Raw genomic sequence first — 18,039 nt, forward strand, 5'->3', positions numbered from 1 at the left:
CTCTCCTTAACATAAGTTTTTCCAAATTATATCAGATGATTTTTGAATTATCAATATTTTTAGTTTTGAAATATACGTGAAGTTATGTAGGAGAAATGGAAAAGGGTGTATAATAAAACTTAATAATATGAAATAACCGTTTAAGGAGACCACTATGAAAAAAGATAAGACTAATGCGATGCGAATATTAGATAAAGAAAAAATTGAATATTCGATGATGTCATATGATCCAGACGATGGGAAAATTGATGGCGTATCAGTAGCTGAGAAAATTGGACGAGAAGTGAGAGAAGTATATAAAACGTTAATCGCTCAAGGGAATAGTAAAAATTATCATGTGTTTATTATCCCGGTAGATGAGGAACTGAATTTAAAAGCTGCGGCAAAATCAGTTGGTGAAAAGAAAATTGAAATGATTCCTGTAAAAGATATTACGAAAGTGTCAGGATACATTCGCGGCGGTTGTTCACCAGTCGGAATGAAGAAGTTATTTTCTACATGTATTGATGAGAGTGCTCAATCGCTTGAAACGATCATTGTAAGCGGCGGGAAAATCGGTATCCAAATTGAGCTGAAAGTGGATGACTTAGCGAAAGTAACGAGAGCGCAGTTTGGTGAGGTAACGAAGTAATGATACATAGGGAAAGAAGTTCTAGTTTTATTAAACTTAGATAAAGATTTATAGGATAATTAGTCCATTATGATGGCGGATTATCCTGTTTTATTTACATAATGAATGAAATGAAAAAAGATTGCATTTGTAGTTTGATCAAAAAAATATGGATGTGTAATTTGAATCGTTTGTTTGGCTATAGGAGGAGTACAATGCCTCGTTGCAAGAACTGTAAATAAACACGCTGAGTTACTCTTAAAGATAGACAAAGGATGGGAGGGGGGAATGAGGGTTCAAGAAATACCCATAAGAAAGCACATATTGGGGGGGGCCAGTATTTTTGAAAAACCCCATACTAAGAGTATGCACGATTTTATACAGTTTTTCGGCTAATCCAGTAACAAACAAGAACCCTGAAACTCACGCCAGGATAGGAATGTATAAGAAATGAATAGAGTCATAGAATAAGAAAAAGGCGGATTCCTTGTAAAAGTAGAAATCAGCCTTTTTTTCTACCAATAATAAGATGTTATGTTAACCAAACGTGAATACGGTATACAATCTTTCTACAATAAAAAAGAGCTAATAAAGTAGCTCTTTTACTAGAATGTTGAGAAACAGGATCTAGAAGACTATTGTTTTTTGTTATTTTTTCTTCTTCCAATGTAATGATAATAAAGTTGTTTAATTTACAATAAAGTCATTAAACAAATAATATAGTTGTTAAAAAATCCTTCTTCTACTAACGAGGCAGGTTAGTGGAAGAAATAGCAAATGGGTTTAACTAGGATATCGATAAATTAAGATTTATTTACTTAACATTATACTTATTTTCGGACCGAGGCATCTAATCGGTGAGTATATACAAACCAAGTAATGCTTGCTGTTAATAATGTTGACGAAATTAAAGCTGTAAGAACACTATATGTTTGCCAAATAAGTATCGTTGACCAATCGAAGGCAAAAAACATTATACACTGGGCAATCGTAGCGATTAGGCAAATAATTGTTACGATTGTTCTCTTTTTTGTCATTGGCTGCTGCTCATTCGTTTTCCTTTTTCTTAATCCTAAGAAAAATAACAGAACGGCTAATAGGCAAAGAATAATTGTGGTAGACGACAAAATGATGTCCAAAAGCTGTGTGCCGCTTATCTCATATGACTGAGTTAGATTGCCGTTTAATATATTTTTAACTTTTAGTACCAGGTTTATATTGGTATTTGCGCCGTTGCTCAGTAAGCAGATGGCTGTTCTTTCATTTGGCAGTATGGCTACTTCGGTACTAAAATTTGGATTACCCCCAGTGTGTGCTATAAACGTTTGTTCGGCGTTTACCGACCAACCTGCCGCATAATACATATCATTGACAGCCGAAACAGACATATCACCCCTATGTGATTTTTCGATGGCCCTGTGAAATATTTCGGGTATGCCCTGCACGATACCCATCTGTATGCCCATCCAACGCGCCATATCTTTTGTATTAGAAATGATATAGCCGGCAGGTTTATTCCCAGCATAATCCGGAGCGTTAAATGGAGTTGTTATAAAAAAGGAAGAACGGTAGCCCTGCGCTAACTGTCCAGTGGCTTGAGCATCTTCTTTATAAACATACGTCTGGTGAAGACCTAAGGGTAGAAATACCTGTTCCTTCATAAAATTTTCATAGCTTTGTCGTGATACAATCTCAATAACCAAACCCAATACGTCATAATTAACGGTTCCATAGTTATATTGTTCACCGGGAGAGAACGCCAGTTCTACATCTACCAGCGTTTCCACAGTCTTTAGCAACATATCAGGCGTATTACCTTGTGGAATATTTTGAAGATGTCTAATATTTGTTAGGCCGCTGGTATGGTGAAGAAAGTTATTTAGTGTAAGGTTTTGCATATCAACAGGTTTACCTTGATACTTTAACGTAAACCAAGGTAAATATTTTTGGATAGGGTCAGTCATTGATAGCAGCCCTTGCTCTTCCAATAGCAAAATCCCCATACCAGTAAAAGCTTTACTCACCGAGGCCAACTCATAGAGTGTATTTTCACTTGCAGACAGTCCCTTTTCAAGATCTGCATACCCAGAAGAAAAGTAGAACACTTCACCATCAGCAAGTATTGAGAGTGACATTCCAGGCACACCTGACGTACGACAGGCATCATCTAGCAATGCTTGTATTGCCACAGATTTCGAATCTGACAACGCATAACTTTGTGTTGCAAATCCTGAGAATAATATAAATATCGTTAATACAAAAACAATAGTTTTTTTCATACACTCTCCTTTTTGAAGAATTATAAGGGTGTAAATAACTTATTTTTATAACTATAAACCAAATTCTAATTTATCTTTCTATTTATCTATATAATATCAAATAATTGTGAAGAGTTACACTTGAACTAACGGGGGCGTTAGTTCAATAAGAAGTAAACAACTTTATTATCCATTTTTTAAGCATTACATAAGCAGATGGATATAATTTGAAACAACTTTAAAGAGCCTTGCTGCATATAGAATGTAGTAAGGCTCTTATCTTTTTTAATCAAAATTCAATAACTTTATTATCACTATACATACAAAACGATAAATTAAATTCTGAAATCATTGGTCATGATACGCTAGTTTTAATTGTAAGTACAAACCATCCATTAGCTAAAATAAGTAATTTTATTGATTTTCATGAATTAAAAAAACATCGATTCATTATCCGAGAAGAAGGGGCTAACACAAGCAATCATTTTGAAAAATGGTGTGAAACATACAATTTTCAACCTAAATATATCATTGAAATGAATCAATCAGAAGCAATTAAAATTGCAGTATCAAACAATTTAGGCGTTGCAGTTATGTCTAAATTCATCATTGATAACGACCCTAAATCCGAAAAAATTAAAATATTGAATGTAAAAGGGATGCCAATACACCGACCGATTCGAGTTTTTATGTTGGCTAATCAAAAAGATAATCTACTAAAGAAATCATTTATTAGTTTTTTAAAAAAACAAATGGCTACTTAGAGACTCACACCTACTAATTTATCTTTGAGATATCGCCACCTGCCTAACAAGTTAAGAATTTTATAGCACCCCTAGGTTGAAAATTCCGTGTGTTTATGACAGAAAACAGCTTGTTTTTTCGTTTTGGGGGTATTTGCTTTTCTTAGCTTGATAGCGATGTGGTGCTACCCCTGTTAGTAGTAATTTTAATATCACTATGGATAAATTACTTTTAAAACTGTACTTCTGAGAACGAGAATTATGTAAATAAACTGTTCACTGGATTCCCATAGAAAACTGTGGTGAGATGAAATTTTTGATTTTGCAGTACTTCAAAATCTTAGCTAGATGGCTATGTATTGGTAACCCACAATAAAAAGGCAGGAACATATCAAATATGTTCCTGCCTTTGATTTTAGAGACATGTTTCCTAACAGTTGATTTTGTTAACGAAAGTCGACTTCAAATCCATATGTTGTGTGAAATAAAAGCATATAATAAAAGTATGAGGTGATGATGTGAAGGAGATAAATATTCATAAAATAATTGCGGATAAGAGAAAAGAAAAGGGGATTACGCAGGAAGAGTTAGCGGCGTATATAGGTATTACAAAGGCATCTGTTTCCAAATGGGAGACGGGGCAGAGTTATCCGGATATTACATTTTTACCACTGTTAGCATCGTACTTTAATATAAGTATAGATGAACTAATCTGTTATACACCGCAAATGGAACAGGAAGATATTAAAAATTTATATCATAGACTAGCGGAAGCTTTTAGTGAAGAACCGTTTGATGAAGTAATGATAGAGTGCAGAGAAATAATCAAAAAATATTATTCTTGTTTTCCGTTATTACTTCAAGTGGGACTACTTTTTATAAACCACCATATGTTAACAGAGGATACGGATAAAAGAATTGAAATTTTAGAAGAGGCAATGTCTCTTTTTAGCAGGGTGCAGGAAGAAAGTGATGATGTTTCTCTTGTGAAAGAGGCGGTAACGTTTCAAGCAACTTGCTATCTTATACTCAATAAACCAAATGAGGTGCTTCAATTACTTGGTGAAACGATTCGTCCTAACTTTCCAGAGGAAGATCTAATCGCACAGGCGTATCAAATGCTCGGAAATACTGAAAAGGCGAATGAAATTATGCAAATTAGTATGTACCAACATTTAATACAATTCGTTGCGACAATACCGAATTATGTAGTAGTAAATGCTTCAAACGCTGAAAAGGTAGAGTTAATTTTAAATAGAGCTTTTATGTTAATAGATATATATGAAATAGAAACATTACATCCCAATATGACTTTAAAAGTATACTATGCTGCTGCACAAGTATATTGCATGCAAGGAAATTTTGAAAGAGCATTAGAAATGTTGCAGAAATACGCAACAGTTTGTGCGGCTAGTTTCACAGTAAATAGTTTACATTTACACGGCGATTCCTATTTTGATGCGATTGATGGATGGTTTGCAGAATTTCCGCTCGGCGCTAAAACGGTTAGAAATGAAGAGATTATAAAGCGGAGTATGTTACAAGGCATTGCAGAGAACCCGATTTTCGCATCGATGAAAGATTTACTAGAGTATAAAAATATTATAGCGAGTTTGAAATTTAAATTGGGTATAAAAGAATAGAGGGAGGGCAAAAGGATGATCTTTGATGAATATGAAGTAGCGATAAATAGTGAATTTACTTTGCAAGGAACAATTACTAAACCGAAATCCGACGGGAAGTATGCGGCTGTTGTCATTATTGCTGGATCTGGGGAAGTTGATCGTGATGGAACGATAATGCCACTGAATATGAAAGGGAATATGTATAAAGACTTGGCACATCTAATTACAAATCTCGGAGTAGTTACATTACGTTTTGATAAACGTGGTGTTGGAGCAAGTAGGGGTGAATTTATGAAAGTTGGGATGTGGGATTTAGTATCCGATGTAGAAGCTGTTATTACGTATTTAAAAGAACAACCATTTGTTGATCCGGAAAATATCATTTTAGTTGGTCATAGTGAAGGGTGTATGTTAGCGACTGTAGTAAACGCAAGAACACCAGTTAATGGACTCATACTTCTTACAGGAGCTGCGGAATCATTAGAAGAGGCTACGAAAAGACAAAGAGAGATTATTTATAAGGAGTTAAAAGAGCAAAAAGGAATAAAAGGAAAGTTAATGCGTCTGCTCAATATTGAGAAACGAGGAGAAAAGCAGGCGCAAAAAGCAACAGAGAAAATGATAAACTCAAAAAAAGATATTGTAAAAATTGGTTTTAAGCCAATGAACGCAAAATGGTTTAGAGAGCATTTTCAGCATGACATTTATAAAGATTTAATGAAAGTAACGTGCCCAGTGTTAGCGATTGCTGGTGATAAAGACTTTCAGGCAAATCCTGAAAAAGCGAAGAGAATTGGTGATTATGTGCAAGGTGACTCTGAAGTGTATGCAATAAAAAATATGGATCATACCTTAAAATATTTTGAAGGTGATTTTAAAGCGTTAGAATTTAAAAAGATTTATGTGGAAAGTGCGGATAAGCCACTTCATCCAGAGTTGGAAGAAATAATTGTGAATTGGATGGATGCGCGTTTTATCTCGCAATACGAGGGGGAAAAGACTTCCAGCTCAATATAAGGCGGATGTGAGAAAGCTTAATTGCTTGTAAAAGCTCGGTTGTTGTAGGTGGATTTAGTTTGGTATTCGGATTATAAGTTTTTTTATGGTGTTTTTCATTTTGTAAAGGTTAATTAGATTGATTAACCTTTTAAAAACGAACATTAAAAATGATTTTTGTTAAAAATGTTCATATTTAGATTGCGTGTACACTAAAGGTTTGATATATTACCAATATAATAATTTTACACATCACCACTCGTATATACTCGGTAATATGGTCCGAGCGTTTCTACCTAGTTCCCAATGAAAGAACTGGACTACGGGTTAAAGTATTCGGTCGCTCTATGTAATGTGCGCTACCGATCTATAATTTTGCATGTGCTTAATTAACTTTGACTACCGTAGTTCTAGAAAGTAGAGATTCTTCTACAATTTCTAGAACTTTTTTGTTTGGACTAAAAGCATCGAGTATAGAAAACAACAAGAGAAAGAGGAGAGATTATTTATGAAGAAGAATATGTTGAAAAAATGTGCTGCCCTAGTAACTACTATTGCATTATCATCCTCAATACTTGCGGGATGTAATGCGGGTCCAAAACAAGTTGAGGCAAAAAGTAATCAACAACCTATTTTAATTCAAGGGCCAATGCCGATAGAGGCTGAGAAGTTTGCAAAAAGGTTAAAAAATGTGAAAGAAGAAAAGTCTGGAACTTTTACATTTTATAAAGGAACTGTCGACAATTATCCTGTAATCGTTGCGAAAACAGGTAAAGGAATGGAAAATACAGCAGCCGCTACAGCAGTGGCTATTGAAAAATATAAGCCTAAGGCGATTATTAACCAAGGAACATCGGGTGGACACGATCCAAATTTAAACGTATTTGATATTGTTTTAGGAAAACAAGTAGCAAACATAGGTTCATTAAAAACAACAAATATGGATGAGAATCAAGGAATTGAGCCGACAAAATGGATTTCTATGGACTTAATGGCTTCTGAAGGAAGTGCAGGAGAAGATCCAAATGCTGAGAAAATCAGATACTATGAAGGAGATAAGGGGTTACTGGCAGCAGCGAATGCGGTAAAAGATACATATACAAAAGGTAAAGTAGTTGAAGGTACGATTGGTTCAGCAGACCTTTGGAATAATGAAGTAGATAGAATTAAGTGGTTCCATACAAAATACGGTACATCTGTAGAAGAAATGGAAGGTGCTGCAGCAGCGCAAATTGCTAAAGCTTATGACGTACCATTTTTAGGGATTCGAGTATTATCTAACAATAAAACAAACGGCGGAAAATACAATCCAAATACAGCAGCGGCAAATCAAGAATATGTATATGAAGTAGTTAAAAAATATATAGATTCAATGCAAAGTAAATAGTAGTAGTTCTGTCCCAGCATAAACGTCAAGTAACTGTAAATGTTTTTGAGACGGATAAACTTGTCTTAGGAATGGTAGTTGAAAAAGAAAAGCTTGTTTCTTATAAAAAATATAAGAAACAAGCTTTTTTATTTAAAATAAATTGGGTAATTAAACTATAACATCAATGTGTATTGTTGAATATCATAATAATATAATGGAGGTGATGTTATATGGCTCTTACTACAGGACCAATTGAAAACGTAGGAAATCAACCTGCTAATGCAAATAGAGTTAGGGTGAAGATCCTTAACCGTACTGCGGGCCCACTTACTGGAGTAGCTAGAGTTTTTAGACTTGACGGTTCATTAGCATTAATTGAACAGATAAACTTCAATGTGAATTCTAATGCTTCTACTTTTGCAACTCTAAGTTTAGTTCATCCTGCTTTTGGACAAGCATTTGAATATGAAGTTCAAATTGTTCCTAATCAACCTGGTGGACTATATAGTGTTTATGGACTAACAGCTGAAAGTGTTATCATTACTGCACAACGTGTTGTGAACTCAGAATTGACACAGTTTCTTTAATTAAAATAGATTGGTGCCTACATGGTATCCAATCTATTTTTGTACTTATTCTTCAGAGGAAGAAGGGTTTTACACAAAAAATAAAGACAGTTATAGAAAAAGGAAAAGTCGATTTATCAAATATGCATAATTGCATAAAAAAATTGGAATTTATGAGTTAACATTAAACTACTTTTTAATTGTAAGGAATATTTTAATAATTTTTACTAGAGAAGGATATTCCTTGAAAAGTAGATAAACCAAAAGTGTGGAAATGATACAGACTCAATAGAGTTTTTGTATTAAATAAAAAGAAAAGGGTGGGTATGGCTTTCTAAAAGTTTTTTGGGGTTAGAAAGCACTTTTTAGTTAATAGCTTCAAATTATATGTTAAAGGGGAAATGGGTATATGAAGTTTCGAAATACAAAGCTTGCTATGGTTACACTATCTTCATTTTTTATTTTAGGTACTGCATCTCTATCATTCACAAATATCATACACGGTGAAGTAGCTTCTGCATCACCACAAGAGATTACTGTAAAAAGCTATGATGATACATATTATAATAATGCAATAGGAAAAACGGGTTTAGAATTAAAGAAGGAACTTCATAATATTATTGATGATCATACAAAGTTATCATACAGTGCGGTTTGGGAAGCACTAAGAGATACTGATGAAGATCCAAATAATAAAAACAATGTGATACTCTTATATACTGGGCGTTCGCAAGGGAAACTTACGAATGGTTCAGGAGTTGATAATTGGAACCGAGAGCATGTTTGGGCAAAATCTCACGGTAATTTTGGAACGACTGCAGGAGCTGGAACTGATTTGCATCATTTAAGAGCGACGGATGTATCTGTAAATAGCTCACGTGGAAATCTGGATTTTGATAATGGTGGTGTGAATCATTCGGAAGCGACAGAATGTAAATATGATAGTGATTCTTGGGAACCTCGTGATAGTGTAAAAGGAGATATCGCTAGAATGCTATTTTATATGGCTGTTCGTTATGAAGGAGACAATGGGGAAATAGACTTAGAATTAAATGAAAAGGTGAATAACAATAAAGATCCATACATGGGCAAACTATCCGTTTTACTAAAATGGAATGAACAAGACCCGGTAGATGATTTAGAGCGAAAGCGTAATGAAGTGATTTTTACGAAATATCAACATAATCGTAATCCTTTTATTGATCATCCGGAATGGGTAAATAAAATTTGGAACTAAAATACTTAAAGGTATTTTACTTTGAGAGAAGGGATTGATCACTATGATCAATCCCTATTTATATCTATACTAGAATAAATAATTTTTATAGGATTGGATAATAGAATAGCTATTTTATCAAGTTAAGTATAATATGAGTCTTTTAATAAGGTCCCCATTCAATATTCACGCCAATAATAAGAAAAATAAGTCCAATGATAAACCAAATGAATGCAAGTGGAGCCATAAATCGAATCCATTTTCCGTAAGAAATGCCGCTCGCTGCGAGAACACCCATTAAAACACCGGAAGTTGGGTTGAGGCAGTTCACTACACCTTCTCCAAGCATAACAGCCTGTACTGTGACTTGGCGTGTAATGTGCATGAAATCGGCTAATGGAGCCAATATCGGAATGAAAATAACAGATTCACCTGTCCCGGATGAAATGAGGAAATGTAATGCGGCACTACTTACATACATGCCGAGAACGCCAAATACAGGGCTATGTCCTTCGAGAGACTGTGCGAGTTGATTAACGATTGTATCAAGTAATTTCCCTTGTTCTAAAATGACTGAAATACACCGAGCCATTCCGACGATTAAAGCACCATATATGAGATTTTGGCAGCCTGCTAGAAAAGTAGAAGCGATATCGTTCGCTTTCATGCCACCTATTATTCCAGCTGTAATTGCTATGAAAATAAAAGTAGCGGTCATTTCGGCGTCTGTCCAATGTAGACGGAAAGCGCCTATTAAAAATACAATTAAGGATAAAGCTGAAACGAGTAAAATTAATTTATGACGTATTGTCCAAGGAACTTCTGTTTTCTCTGTATCTTTCTCACTTGAAAGAGCGTTACTTGGAAACCAGTTATCTCCGAGTATGCTGCCTTTATTCGATTTTTTTAAGCGTTTTATATACCAATTAATATATAAAATGGTGGCAATTAAAAAAGAGATATAGATTGCCGTACGTAAACCAATCCCTGAAAACATTGGAAGTTCTGCGATCTTTTGTGAAATGCCTAAAGGTGAGGGAGATAATATAGTAGCATTAAAACCAGCATAAGTGCCTAAATAAATAATTGCTACGCCGACGATAGCGTCCCATTTTAATGTGCGTGCAACGATGATGCCGATGGGGATAAAGCCGATAACTGAGTTAACGATAATGCCAGTCGTGCCGAGAATAGAAAAGAGCGCAGCGACAATGCAAATGAAAAGGAATTGCTGATTTCGAAATTTGTTAATCACATGATAGATTAAACCGTCAAGAGCACCTGTTTTTTCAAGAATTGCAATGGCTCCACCTGTAAATAAAATTAAGAAGATGATAGGAGCAGCAAGTGTCATCCCTTTTTCAATAGCGGTAAAAAAAGAAACAAACCCTACCGGCGATTGTGGAACAGAATGATAGCTTCCTGGTATTGTCGTTGTAACAGTACCGTTTGTAACTCTTTTAAATTCTCCAGCAGGAACGAAGTATGTAGCAATGGCACAAAGTAAGGCAATAAAAAATAGTAGTACGTACGCGTCAGGCATTTTAAACTTTCGTTTACTCGGCTGCTTTTTTACCTCGGTATGTAATTGCATAAAAACCCTCCTTTTTCACTTTGTTAATTTTAAATATTCTGAATTTTATCTGTGAAATAGATTATAATAAAGGTGGCTTCTTAAGGCAATAGTTTTTCTATGCTTTTCCTGCACATACAAATTCTTGCAACGTTAGACAGGGAAACGAAAATAATCAAAGAATATGTTATATAGAAAGAATAAGGAAAAGAGGGGAAAAAGATGTGGAAAACTACGGATCTATGTGATGAGTTTGAGAATGAATTACAAATATGTCGTCAGTCTTTTCGGTCTTTTGGGAAGAAAGAACAATTCCACGGGAAAATTGCAACGGTAAAAGTAAAGGATGATAATGTACTAGTGAAAGAGGGATTGCAAACATTACCAGAAGGAACGGTATTAGTTGTTGATGGAGGAGCGTCTACGAATTGTGCGTTACTTGGTGATAATTTGGCAGCTATTGCTGAGGAGAGAAAGCTGGCAGGAATTATTGTATATGGATATGTTCGTGATTCTAGTGAACTAAAGAATATTAATATTGGTATTTTAGCGTTAGGAACGATGCCAAATAGAAGTGTAAAGGAAGGAAAAGGAGAGCGGGATATTTCATTGCAATTTGGACAAGTAGAATGGAATCCGAATGAATATGTGTATGTGGATGAAGATGGCGTCATTATTAGTAAAAAGAGTTTACATAGTTAAGAGTTAATAAGTTACTATTCTTAGAAAATAAATCCGATAAAGCATGGACAAAATTCTTTGTCAATAGTAAAATAATACAGAAATTTATAATTAACAGAATGTATAGGTTTATCGTTTTACGATAACTGAAATGGAAGTAAGTTGTGCCTAGAAAAGTGAATGGTATCACAATGATACGTTCATAAACAAAATTATTTTTCCTATACAAATATAGCCGCGAATGATGCGGGTCGGAGGTGTTGCGCAGTTTGTTCGACACTTACAAAAAAAGAGTGTCAATTGCACGCCCTTGAAGGGCCTTTTTTTGTGTAAATAGTAGTAAGGGAGGAAATTTTGGGATGGCAATGTTGAAAAAATGGCTGCTTACGTCGTTAATGGCAGTTACACTTGTATTTGTTTCTTTTGCGAATACAGTACATATTACGTTTGCTGAAGGAAATACAGCAAAACTTGCAATTATTGGTGAATCACAAAAGGGCATTATGTTATGTCCGAAAGAAGAGCAAATTACAGATGGGGAAACAGCTTTAAGTTTGTTGCAAAAAGTCATGGGGGACAAAGTAACAGCAGAGACGATGTCTTTTGGAACGTATGTTAAAGGCATTGACGGTTTAATGGCTGGGGACACAAGTGGCTGGTTGTATGATGTAAATGATAAATCTGCAGAAGTTGGAGCAGATAGTTATAAATTAAATGCTGGAGATGTTGTTGTCTTTCGTTTTGTTGCAGACTGGAGCAATATGAGCCAGGAAACATTACAGCAAACATTAGATAAATTTGGTACTTGTAAAACTGTAGAAGAACCAAAGACAGATGATCCAAAACAAGAAAAACCAGAAGAACCAAAAACGGATGATCCAAAACAAGAAAAACCAGAAGAACCAAAAACGGATGATTCAAAACAAGAAAAACCAGAAGAACCAAAAACAGATGATCCAAAACAAGAAAAACCAGAAGAACCAAAAACAAATGATGAAAAGGTAGAACAACCAAAGCAAGAGAACATTCAAATTCCAGCAGCGCAAGTAAATGAAGCGATCTCTAAGACGTCTGAAAAGATGTTACAAGATGGAATTGAAAGTGATTGGGTAGCTTTAGGACTTTCTCGTTCTGGAAAGAACATACCAATTGAGGCGAAATTAAATTATATTAAGTCTGTAACTGAAAAAGTAGAAAAGCGCATTAATCGTTTTTCAGCGACAGATTTAGCTAGAACAATTATTATGATGAATGCAATGCATGCAGACCCTACAAAGGTAGGCGAACATAATTTAGTTCAAAAATTGTACGAATCAGATAAAGTGAATTCTGTTACAGGTTATACATTTGCTTTACTTGCATTTGATACGAAGAAATATGAAGTTCCAGTGAATTCAAAATGGAATCGAGTTGCTTTAGTAGATGCACTTTTAAACGCACAGCATACAGATGGCGGCTGGACTTACGATAGTGCAAGCAGTAAAGACAGTGCTAGTAGCGTTGATGTAACAGGTATGGTTTTATCGGCATTAGCTCCTTATCAAGATCGACCAGATGTGAAGCCAGCTGTAGAGAAAGCTGTTGCTTATTTATATAAAGAACAGTTAGAAAATGGTGGTTTCTCTGCTGATGGACAAGAAAATTCTAATAGTGTTGCGCAAGCAATTATTGGATTATCACTTGTGAAAGATGTAGATCAAAATCGTCTACATAAGGCAATGCAAAATCTACTATCATACCAACTTCCAAATGGTGAATTCAAATGGTTACCAAGCGATCAAAACGGTAGCGGAATGGCTACAGAGCAAGCATTCTTAGCTTTACTTCAGTTTGAAAATGTTGGAAAATCGATTTATGATTGGTCAAATGTATCTGTTCCTGAAATCGATAAGAAACCAAATGTGGATTCAGAAAATGTTGTAGTAGAAAAAGAAGTTATTGAACAACCACAAGAACAAAAACAAGTACAACAGGAAACGAAAGATGACACGCTAAAAGTTGTTGTCGATAACGAAACAGTTAAAAATAAAAAATCTGGAAACGGTAGCACGTTACCAAAAACAGGAGCATCTTCTCATAGTGCAGCTACAGAAGTAGGTATGGGTGTATTATGTATTGCTGCTGCATATGTATTATGGAGACGTAAAGCAGCTTAACAAAAATTAGGAGCAATCATTTGCTCCTAATTTTTAATATGAAAGGTGAGAGACAACATGAATAAGATGAAGTGGTTTATTTCTTTCATGCTTTCACTTGGGCTACTTGCCGGGTGTGAAGAGGCAGCTGTAAAGCCTGAGAAGAAAGTAGAACCAAAGCAAGAAGAGGTAGCAAAACAAGAAGAGAAAAAAGATGAAGCGAAACCGGAAGAAAAACCAGCTGAACAAGAGCAAAAGCAGCAAGAAGAGCAGAAAGAGAAACAAGAACAAAAAGTAGAAGAGAAGCCGAAAGAAGAAAAGCCACAGGCACAACAGGAAGTAAAGAAAGAAGAAAAACCTCAGGAACAGCCTGCTGTTAATAAACAACCAGAACAACAAAAAGCACAAGAAGAAAAGAAACAGCCAAAAGCGCAGGAAGTAAAAGAAGAAGCGAAGGTTGTGAATCAGCCGAAAGAAACACCGAAGCAGGAGCAGAAGGTTGATCCGAATAAAGAGGAGAAAACGATACCGACTCCGACCGTTCCAAAACCAGACCCACCAAAACCAGACCCAGTAATACCTAAACCGCAAGCAAAACAAGTCACTATCTCAGTAAAAGGTAATGAAGGATACTTATTAGGTGCGAAAAAGGTTGATGTACAAGAAGGCGATACTGTTTATAGTGTGCTAACGAGTACAGGATTAGATGTGGATGCGAATGGATCTAAAGGCGATATTTATGTAAAAGGGATTAATGATTTATATGAAAAAGATATTACAGCTACTAGTGGATGGAAATATCGTGTGAACGGTGCGTTTCCAAACCATAGTGCAGGTGTAGTAACAGTTAAACCAGGAGATACAATCGAGTGGGTGTATGTATTAAAATAAGAAAGGCATTCGGTAAAGGACTATGAAAATAAGTTTTTCTTCTTTACATCCTTTTGTGAATTTTTTCTATTATATCGGGGTGATGATACTATGTATGATGTGTCTTCATCCTCTTTTTTTAATTGGAGCAATTCTATTAATCGTTATAATCAATGTGATGCAAGGGAATAGCGAAAAGATTAGAAAGATGTTACCGAGCACAATCGTTTTCTTTTTTATGGTCATTTTATTTAATTCGTTATTAACGCATAGAGGGCGAACTACATTATTTTGGTTAGGTGATAGCCGTATTAAGCTTGAGGCGATTATGTTTGGAGTAGTAATGGGGCTATTACTAGTTGCGATTATGTTTACGTTTGCTTCGTATAATGATATTATTTCAAGTCATAAATTTTTATATTTGTTTTCTAGAATTTCACCGAAAGTAGCATTGTTAACGATGATTACAGTGCGGTTTGTTCCTTTATTTATGAGGCGATTACAGAAAATAACACTCGTCCAAAAAACGAAAGGTGTACAAGTAGATGCAGGTTCAATTGTAGAACGGGTGAAAAATGGTATGAAATTGCTGCAAGTATTATTAATTTGTTCGTTAGAAGATGCGCTGCAAACAGCAGATTCTATGCAAGCTCGTGGATTTGGTGTAACGAAGCGTACGACATATATTCGGTATAGAATGGAAAGACGAGATTGGTATACGCTCAGTTATTTAAGTATTCTACTTATCATTGCTATTATATGTAGTACGTATGGCGGGGGAAAGTTAATCATTTATCCGAAAGTCGAATCTATTCTATTTCAGCAATACGATGGAGTGATGTTTGTCGTACTTACGATGTTTATTAGTTTACCAATTATAATGGAAGGAAGGGAATGGATATGGTGGCGCATGCAGAAATAAACAATTTATCATTTGTATATGCTGATGAAAACGAATATGCGTTACAGCATATTTCTCTTTCTATTCAAAAAGGAGAGTTTATTGCACTTGCCGGCGGATCAGGCTCTGGGAAGACGACTTTATTAAAACATTTTAAAAAGGAATTACTTCCAATTGGGACACGTTCAGGAGAAATTTTTTATGATGACGTTTTATTAGAGGAAGTACCTGATTTATTATCTGCACAAGAAATTGGTATGGTATTTCAAAATCCAGAAAATCAGCTCGTAATGGATACGGTAATTCAAGAATTAGCATTTTCTTTAGAAAATATCGGGTTACCATCACAGATTATTCAAAAACGAATAGCAGAGCTTATTAGCTTCTTAGGATTTCAAGATTTATTGCATCAATCTGTTCATACGTTATCTGGCGGGCAAAAGCAGCTCGTCAATTTAGCTGCGGTATTAGTTATGCAGCCGAAATTATTATTATTAGATGAACCGACGGCGCAATTAGATCCAATTGCTGCGAAAGAATTTTTAGGATTGTTAAAACGTATTAACGAAGAACTTGGCATTACGATCGTTTTAAGTGAACATCGTTTAGATGAGGTGATACCACTTGCTACGCGCGTTATTTGTATGAATAATGGCCAAATCGTTTATGATGGCAGTCCTAAAACGGTTATAGCGAACATGTGGGAAGTTGAAAAGTTCCGTCCATTTATTCCGCAAATTCCAAGATTGTTTTTAGAATGGAACGCAGAAGATATTCCGTTTACAGTGCGAGAAGCACAAATGAAACTGAATAACTTTTCAGATATATCATATGTGAATGAGCCAATAGCACAAAGTGAAAGGCGAGAAGTCATTTTAAATGCAGAGTATATATCTTTTCAATATGAAAAAAATAGTCCACTTATTTTACGAGATTTAACAGTATCGATTGAAAAAGGAAAATGGGTAGCACTCGTTGGGAAAAATGGTACAGGTAAATCTACACTGTTAACGATTTTAGCGGGATTGCAAAAAGCAAGAAGAGGGAAAGTAAAGTGGAATGGGAAAGTGATACATAAAATTGATTCGAAAGAACGATTTAAAAGGATCGGGTATGTATCACAACATCCGTATTATCATTTTACATTTGATACAGTGTGGGAAGAAGTGTATGAACGTGCACGTGAATTATACGGAGAACAAGGAAAAAAAATAGCAGAAGATATGCTAAAACAGTTTTGGTTACATTCGCTTAAAGAACGCCATCCGCACGATTGTAGCGGAGGAGAGCAACAACTACTTGCGTTATGTACAACGTTATTATCAAAGCCGACGTTATTATTACTCGATGAACCGACAAAGGGATTAGATCCGTGGAAAAAAGAAAGAGTAGGAGAGCTATTTAGAAAGCTACAAAAAGAAGGTACAACAATTGTAATGGCAACGCATGATATTGAGTTTGCAGCGAAATACGTTGATCAATGCATGATGTTATTTGACGGAGCAGTTATTATGAATGATGCACCGAAGGAATTTTTTAGTGGAAACTTCTTTTATACAACATCTATTAATCGATTCATTCGAAAAGAGTTGCCATATGCATTAACGTGGGAGGATGTGTACGAAGCGTGTCCAAACGATATGTTGCATTCATAATATGTATTTTTGCAGTAATAATAGGCACATTACTCTTTACTACACTTATCATGGACGGTTATTACATGTTAAGTAGTTTGTTTTTATTAGTTGTTATTATGTTACCGTTCTATATCCGCTTTGAAAGAAAGGCGTTTGTTTCACGTGAAATTGTTCTCGTTGCTGTGTTAGCGGCAATTGCAGCAGTTAGCCGTGTACCATTTTCTATTTTACCAAGTGTACAACCGACTTCATTTGTCATTATCGTTTCTGCAATTGTGTTTGGGAGTGAAACTGGTTTTATGATTGGTGCAACAGCGGCTATCGTATCTAATATCTTTTTAGGACAAGGTCCGTGGACGCCGTGGCAAATGTTTTCGTGGGGTATGATTGGTTTTATAGCTGGATTATTACGTAATACATTTTTAATGAAAAAGCTATGGGGAAGACTCCTATACGGATTATTTGTTGGATTTTTATTTGGCTGGATTATGAACTTTTGGGGGCTTCTCGGTTTCATACGTGAGGCAACGTGGGAAGCTGTCATTTCGTATTATATCGCAAGTTTTTATTTCGATTTGAGCCATGCGATTTCGAATGTTGTTTTCTTACTATTATTTAGTACGTCTTGGATTACGATTCTTACAAGATTTAAAAAGAAATATGGCATATTAGATAAGCATAACATGGCATAGAAAAGCATACTCATATAAGGTAGGGTCGCGACTTACATATTCGTTTGCCTCTTTCATGCTTCTTACATATTGTAAGGAGCATTTTTTATTGTCAAAAAATAGATTCAATATATATCCGTTATTATATAAAATTATTTGTATAATAGTAGGTGAGAACTATTTTCAAA

15 protein-coding genes and 1 riboswitch are annotated in these 18,039 nt (G+C 35.2%); of the genes, 13 read left to right on the top strand and 2 right to left on the bottom strand.

The genetic code is table 11. The annotated features are described in order from the left end of the window. Positions 1-154: 154 nt before the first annotated feature. The gene (gene ybaK / locus MKO96_RS14365) at positions 155-631 is read left to right on the top strand and encodes a Cys-tRNA(Pro) deacylase (RefSeq protein WP_000710865.1); all 477 of its coding nucleotides are present in this window, start codon (positions 155-157) and stop codon (positions 629-631) included. An 809-nt stretch (positions 632-1,440) separates the two neighbouring features. Here the strand turns inward: ybaK and MKO96_RS14370 are convergent. Then, entirely contained in the window at positions 1,441-2,889 is a 1,449-nt protein-coding gene (locus MKO96_RS14370; protein WP_240587841.1) for a serine hydrolase domain-containing protein, read from the bottom strand. 227 nt (positions 2,890-3,116) lie between these two features. On the opposite strand from MKO96_RS14370, the gene MKO96_RS14375 reads away from it, so the two are divergent. The 6 genes from MKO96_RS14375 (at position 3,117) to MKO96_RS14400 (ending at position 9,404) form a co-directional block, all read left to right on the top strand. After that, a complete protein-coding gene (locus tag MKO96_RS14375; protein WP_240587842.1) occupies positions 3,117-3,632 on the top strand; it encodes a LysR family transcriptional regulator substrate-binding protein in 516 nt (171 codons plus the stop codon). Positions 3,633-4,129: 497 nt separating this feature from the next. After that, entirely contained in the window at positions 4,130-5,254 is a 1,125-nt protein-coding gene (locus MKO96_RS14380) for a helix-turn-helix domain-containing protein (protein WP_240587843.1), read from the top strand. A gap of 15 nt (positions 5,255-5,269) precedes the next feature. Next, positions 5,270-6,253 carry an alpha/beta hydrolase family protein gene (locus MKO96_RS14385; RefSeq protein WP_240587844.1) on the top strand — a complete coding sequence of 328 codons (984 nt, stop codon included), beginning with the start codon at positions 5,270-5,272 and terminating at the stop codon, positions 6,251-6,253. 218 nt (positions 6,254-6,471) lie between these two features. Further along, a riboswitch (purine riboswitch) is annotated at positions 6,472-6,575 on the top strand. 165 nt (positions 6,576-6,740) lie between these two features. Continuing rightward, positions 6,741-7,619, top strand: a complete 879-nt coding sequence (locus MKO96_RS14390) for a 5'-methylthioadenosine/S-adenosylhomocysteine nucleosidase (protein WP_240587845.1) — start codon at positions 6,741-6,743, stop codon at positions 7,617-7,619. Positions 7,620-7,831: 212 nt separating this feature from the next. Then, on the top strand, positions 7,832-8,188 hold the full coding sequence (locus tag MKO96_RS14395) for a hypothetical protein (RefSeq protein ID WP_016129918.1): 357 nt from the start codon (positions 7,832-7,834) through the stop codon (positions 8,186-8,188). Between the two features lie 388 nt (positions 8,189-8,576). Continuing rightward, a complete protein-coding gene (locus MKO96_RS14400; protein WP_087981253.1) occupies positions 8,577-9,404 on the top strand; it encodes an endonuclease I family protein in 828 nt (275 codons plus the stop codon). Positions 9,405-9,546: 142 nt separating this feature from the next. On the opposite strand, the gene MKO96_RS14405 is transcribed toward MKO96_RS14400, so the two are convergent. Beyond that, entirely contained in the window at positions 9,547-10,977 is a 1,431-nt protein-coding gene (locus MKO96_RS14405) for a YfcC family protein (RefSeq protein ID WP_087981252.1), read from the bottom strand. A 201-nt stretch (positions 10,978-11,178) separates the two neighbouring features. Here MKO96_RS14405 and rraA point away from each other — a divergent pair, with 201 nt between their 5' ends. The 6 genes from rraA to MKO96_RS14435 all read left to right on the top strand — a co-directional run bounded on the left by rraA (position 11,179) and on the right by MKO96_RS14435 (position 17,872). Next, positions 11,179-11,658 (top strand): ribonuclease E activity regulator RraA, encoded by a 480-nt coding sequence (gene rraA, locus MKO96_RS14410; RefSeq protein ID WP_240587846.1) that lies wholly within the window; start codon positions 11,179-11,181, stop codon positions 11,656-11,658. A gap of 338 nt (positions 11,659-11,996) precedes the next feature. Further along, positions 11,997-13,793: a DUF4430 domain-containing protein gene (locus tag MKO96_RS14415; protein ID WP_240587847.1), complete on the top strand. Its 1,797-nt coding sequence runs from the start codon at positions 11,997-11,999 to the stop codon at positions 13,791-13,793. 57 nt (positions 13,794-13,850) lie between these two features. Continuing rightward, positions 13,851-14,663, top strand: a complete 813-nt coding sequence (locus MKO96_RS14420; RefSeq protein WP_240587848.1) for a DUF4430 domain-containing protein — start codon at positions 13,851-13,853, stop codon at positions 14,661-14,663. 22 nt (positions 14,664-14,685) lie between these two features. After that, positions 14,686-15,564 (top strand): energy-coupling factor transporter transmembrane component T, encoded by an 879-nt coding sequence (locus MKO96_RS14425; protein WP_240587849.1) that lies wholly within the window; start codon positions 14,686-14,688, stop codon positions 15,562-15,564. Beyond that, positions 15,537-17,198, top strand: coding sequence for an ABC transporter ATP-binding protein (locus tag MKO96_RS14430; protein WP_240587850.1), 1,662 nt, complete (start codon positions 15,537-15,539; stop codon positions 17,196-17,198). Before MKO96_RS14425 ends, MKO96_RS14430 begins: the two co-directional genes overlap by 28 nt. Then, a complete protein-coding gene (locus MKO96_RS14435; RefSeq protein WP_240587851.1) occupies positions 17,171-17,872 on the top strand; it encodes an ECF transporter S component in 702 nt (233 codons plus the stop codon). Before MKO96_RS14430 ends, MKO96_RS14435 begins: the two co-directional genes overlap by 28 nt. The last annotated feature ends 167 nt before the right edge of the window (positions 17,873-18,039 follow it).

Origin of the sequence: Bacillus sp. ES1-5, assembly GCF_022487605.1 — a bacterium.
In the GTDB taxonomy this organism is placed as follows: Bacteria; Bacillota; Bacilli; order Bacillales; family Bacillaceae_G; genus Bacillus_A; species Bacillus_A wiedmannii.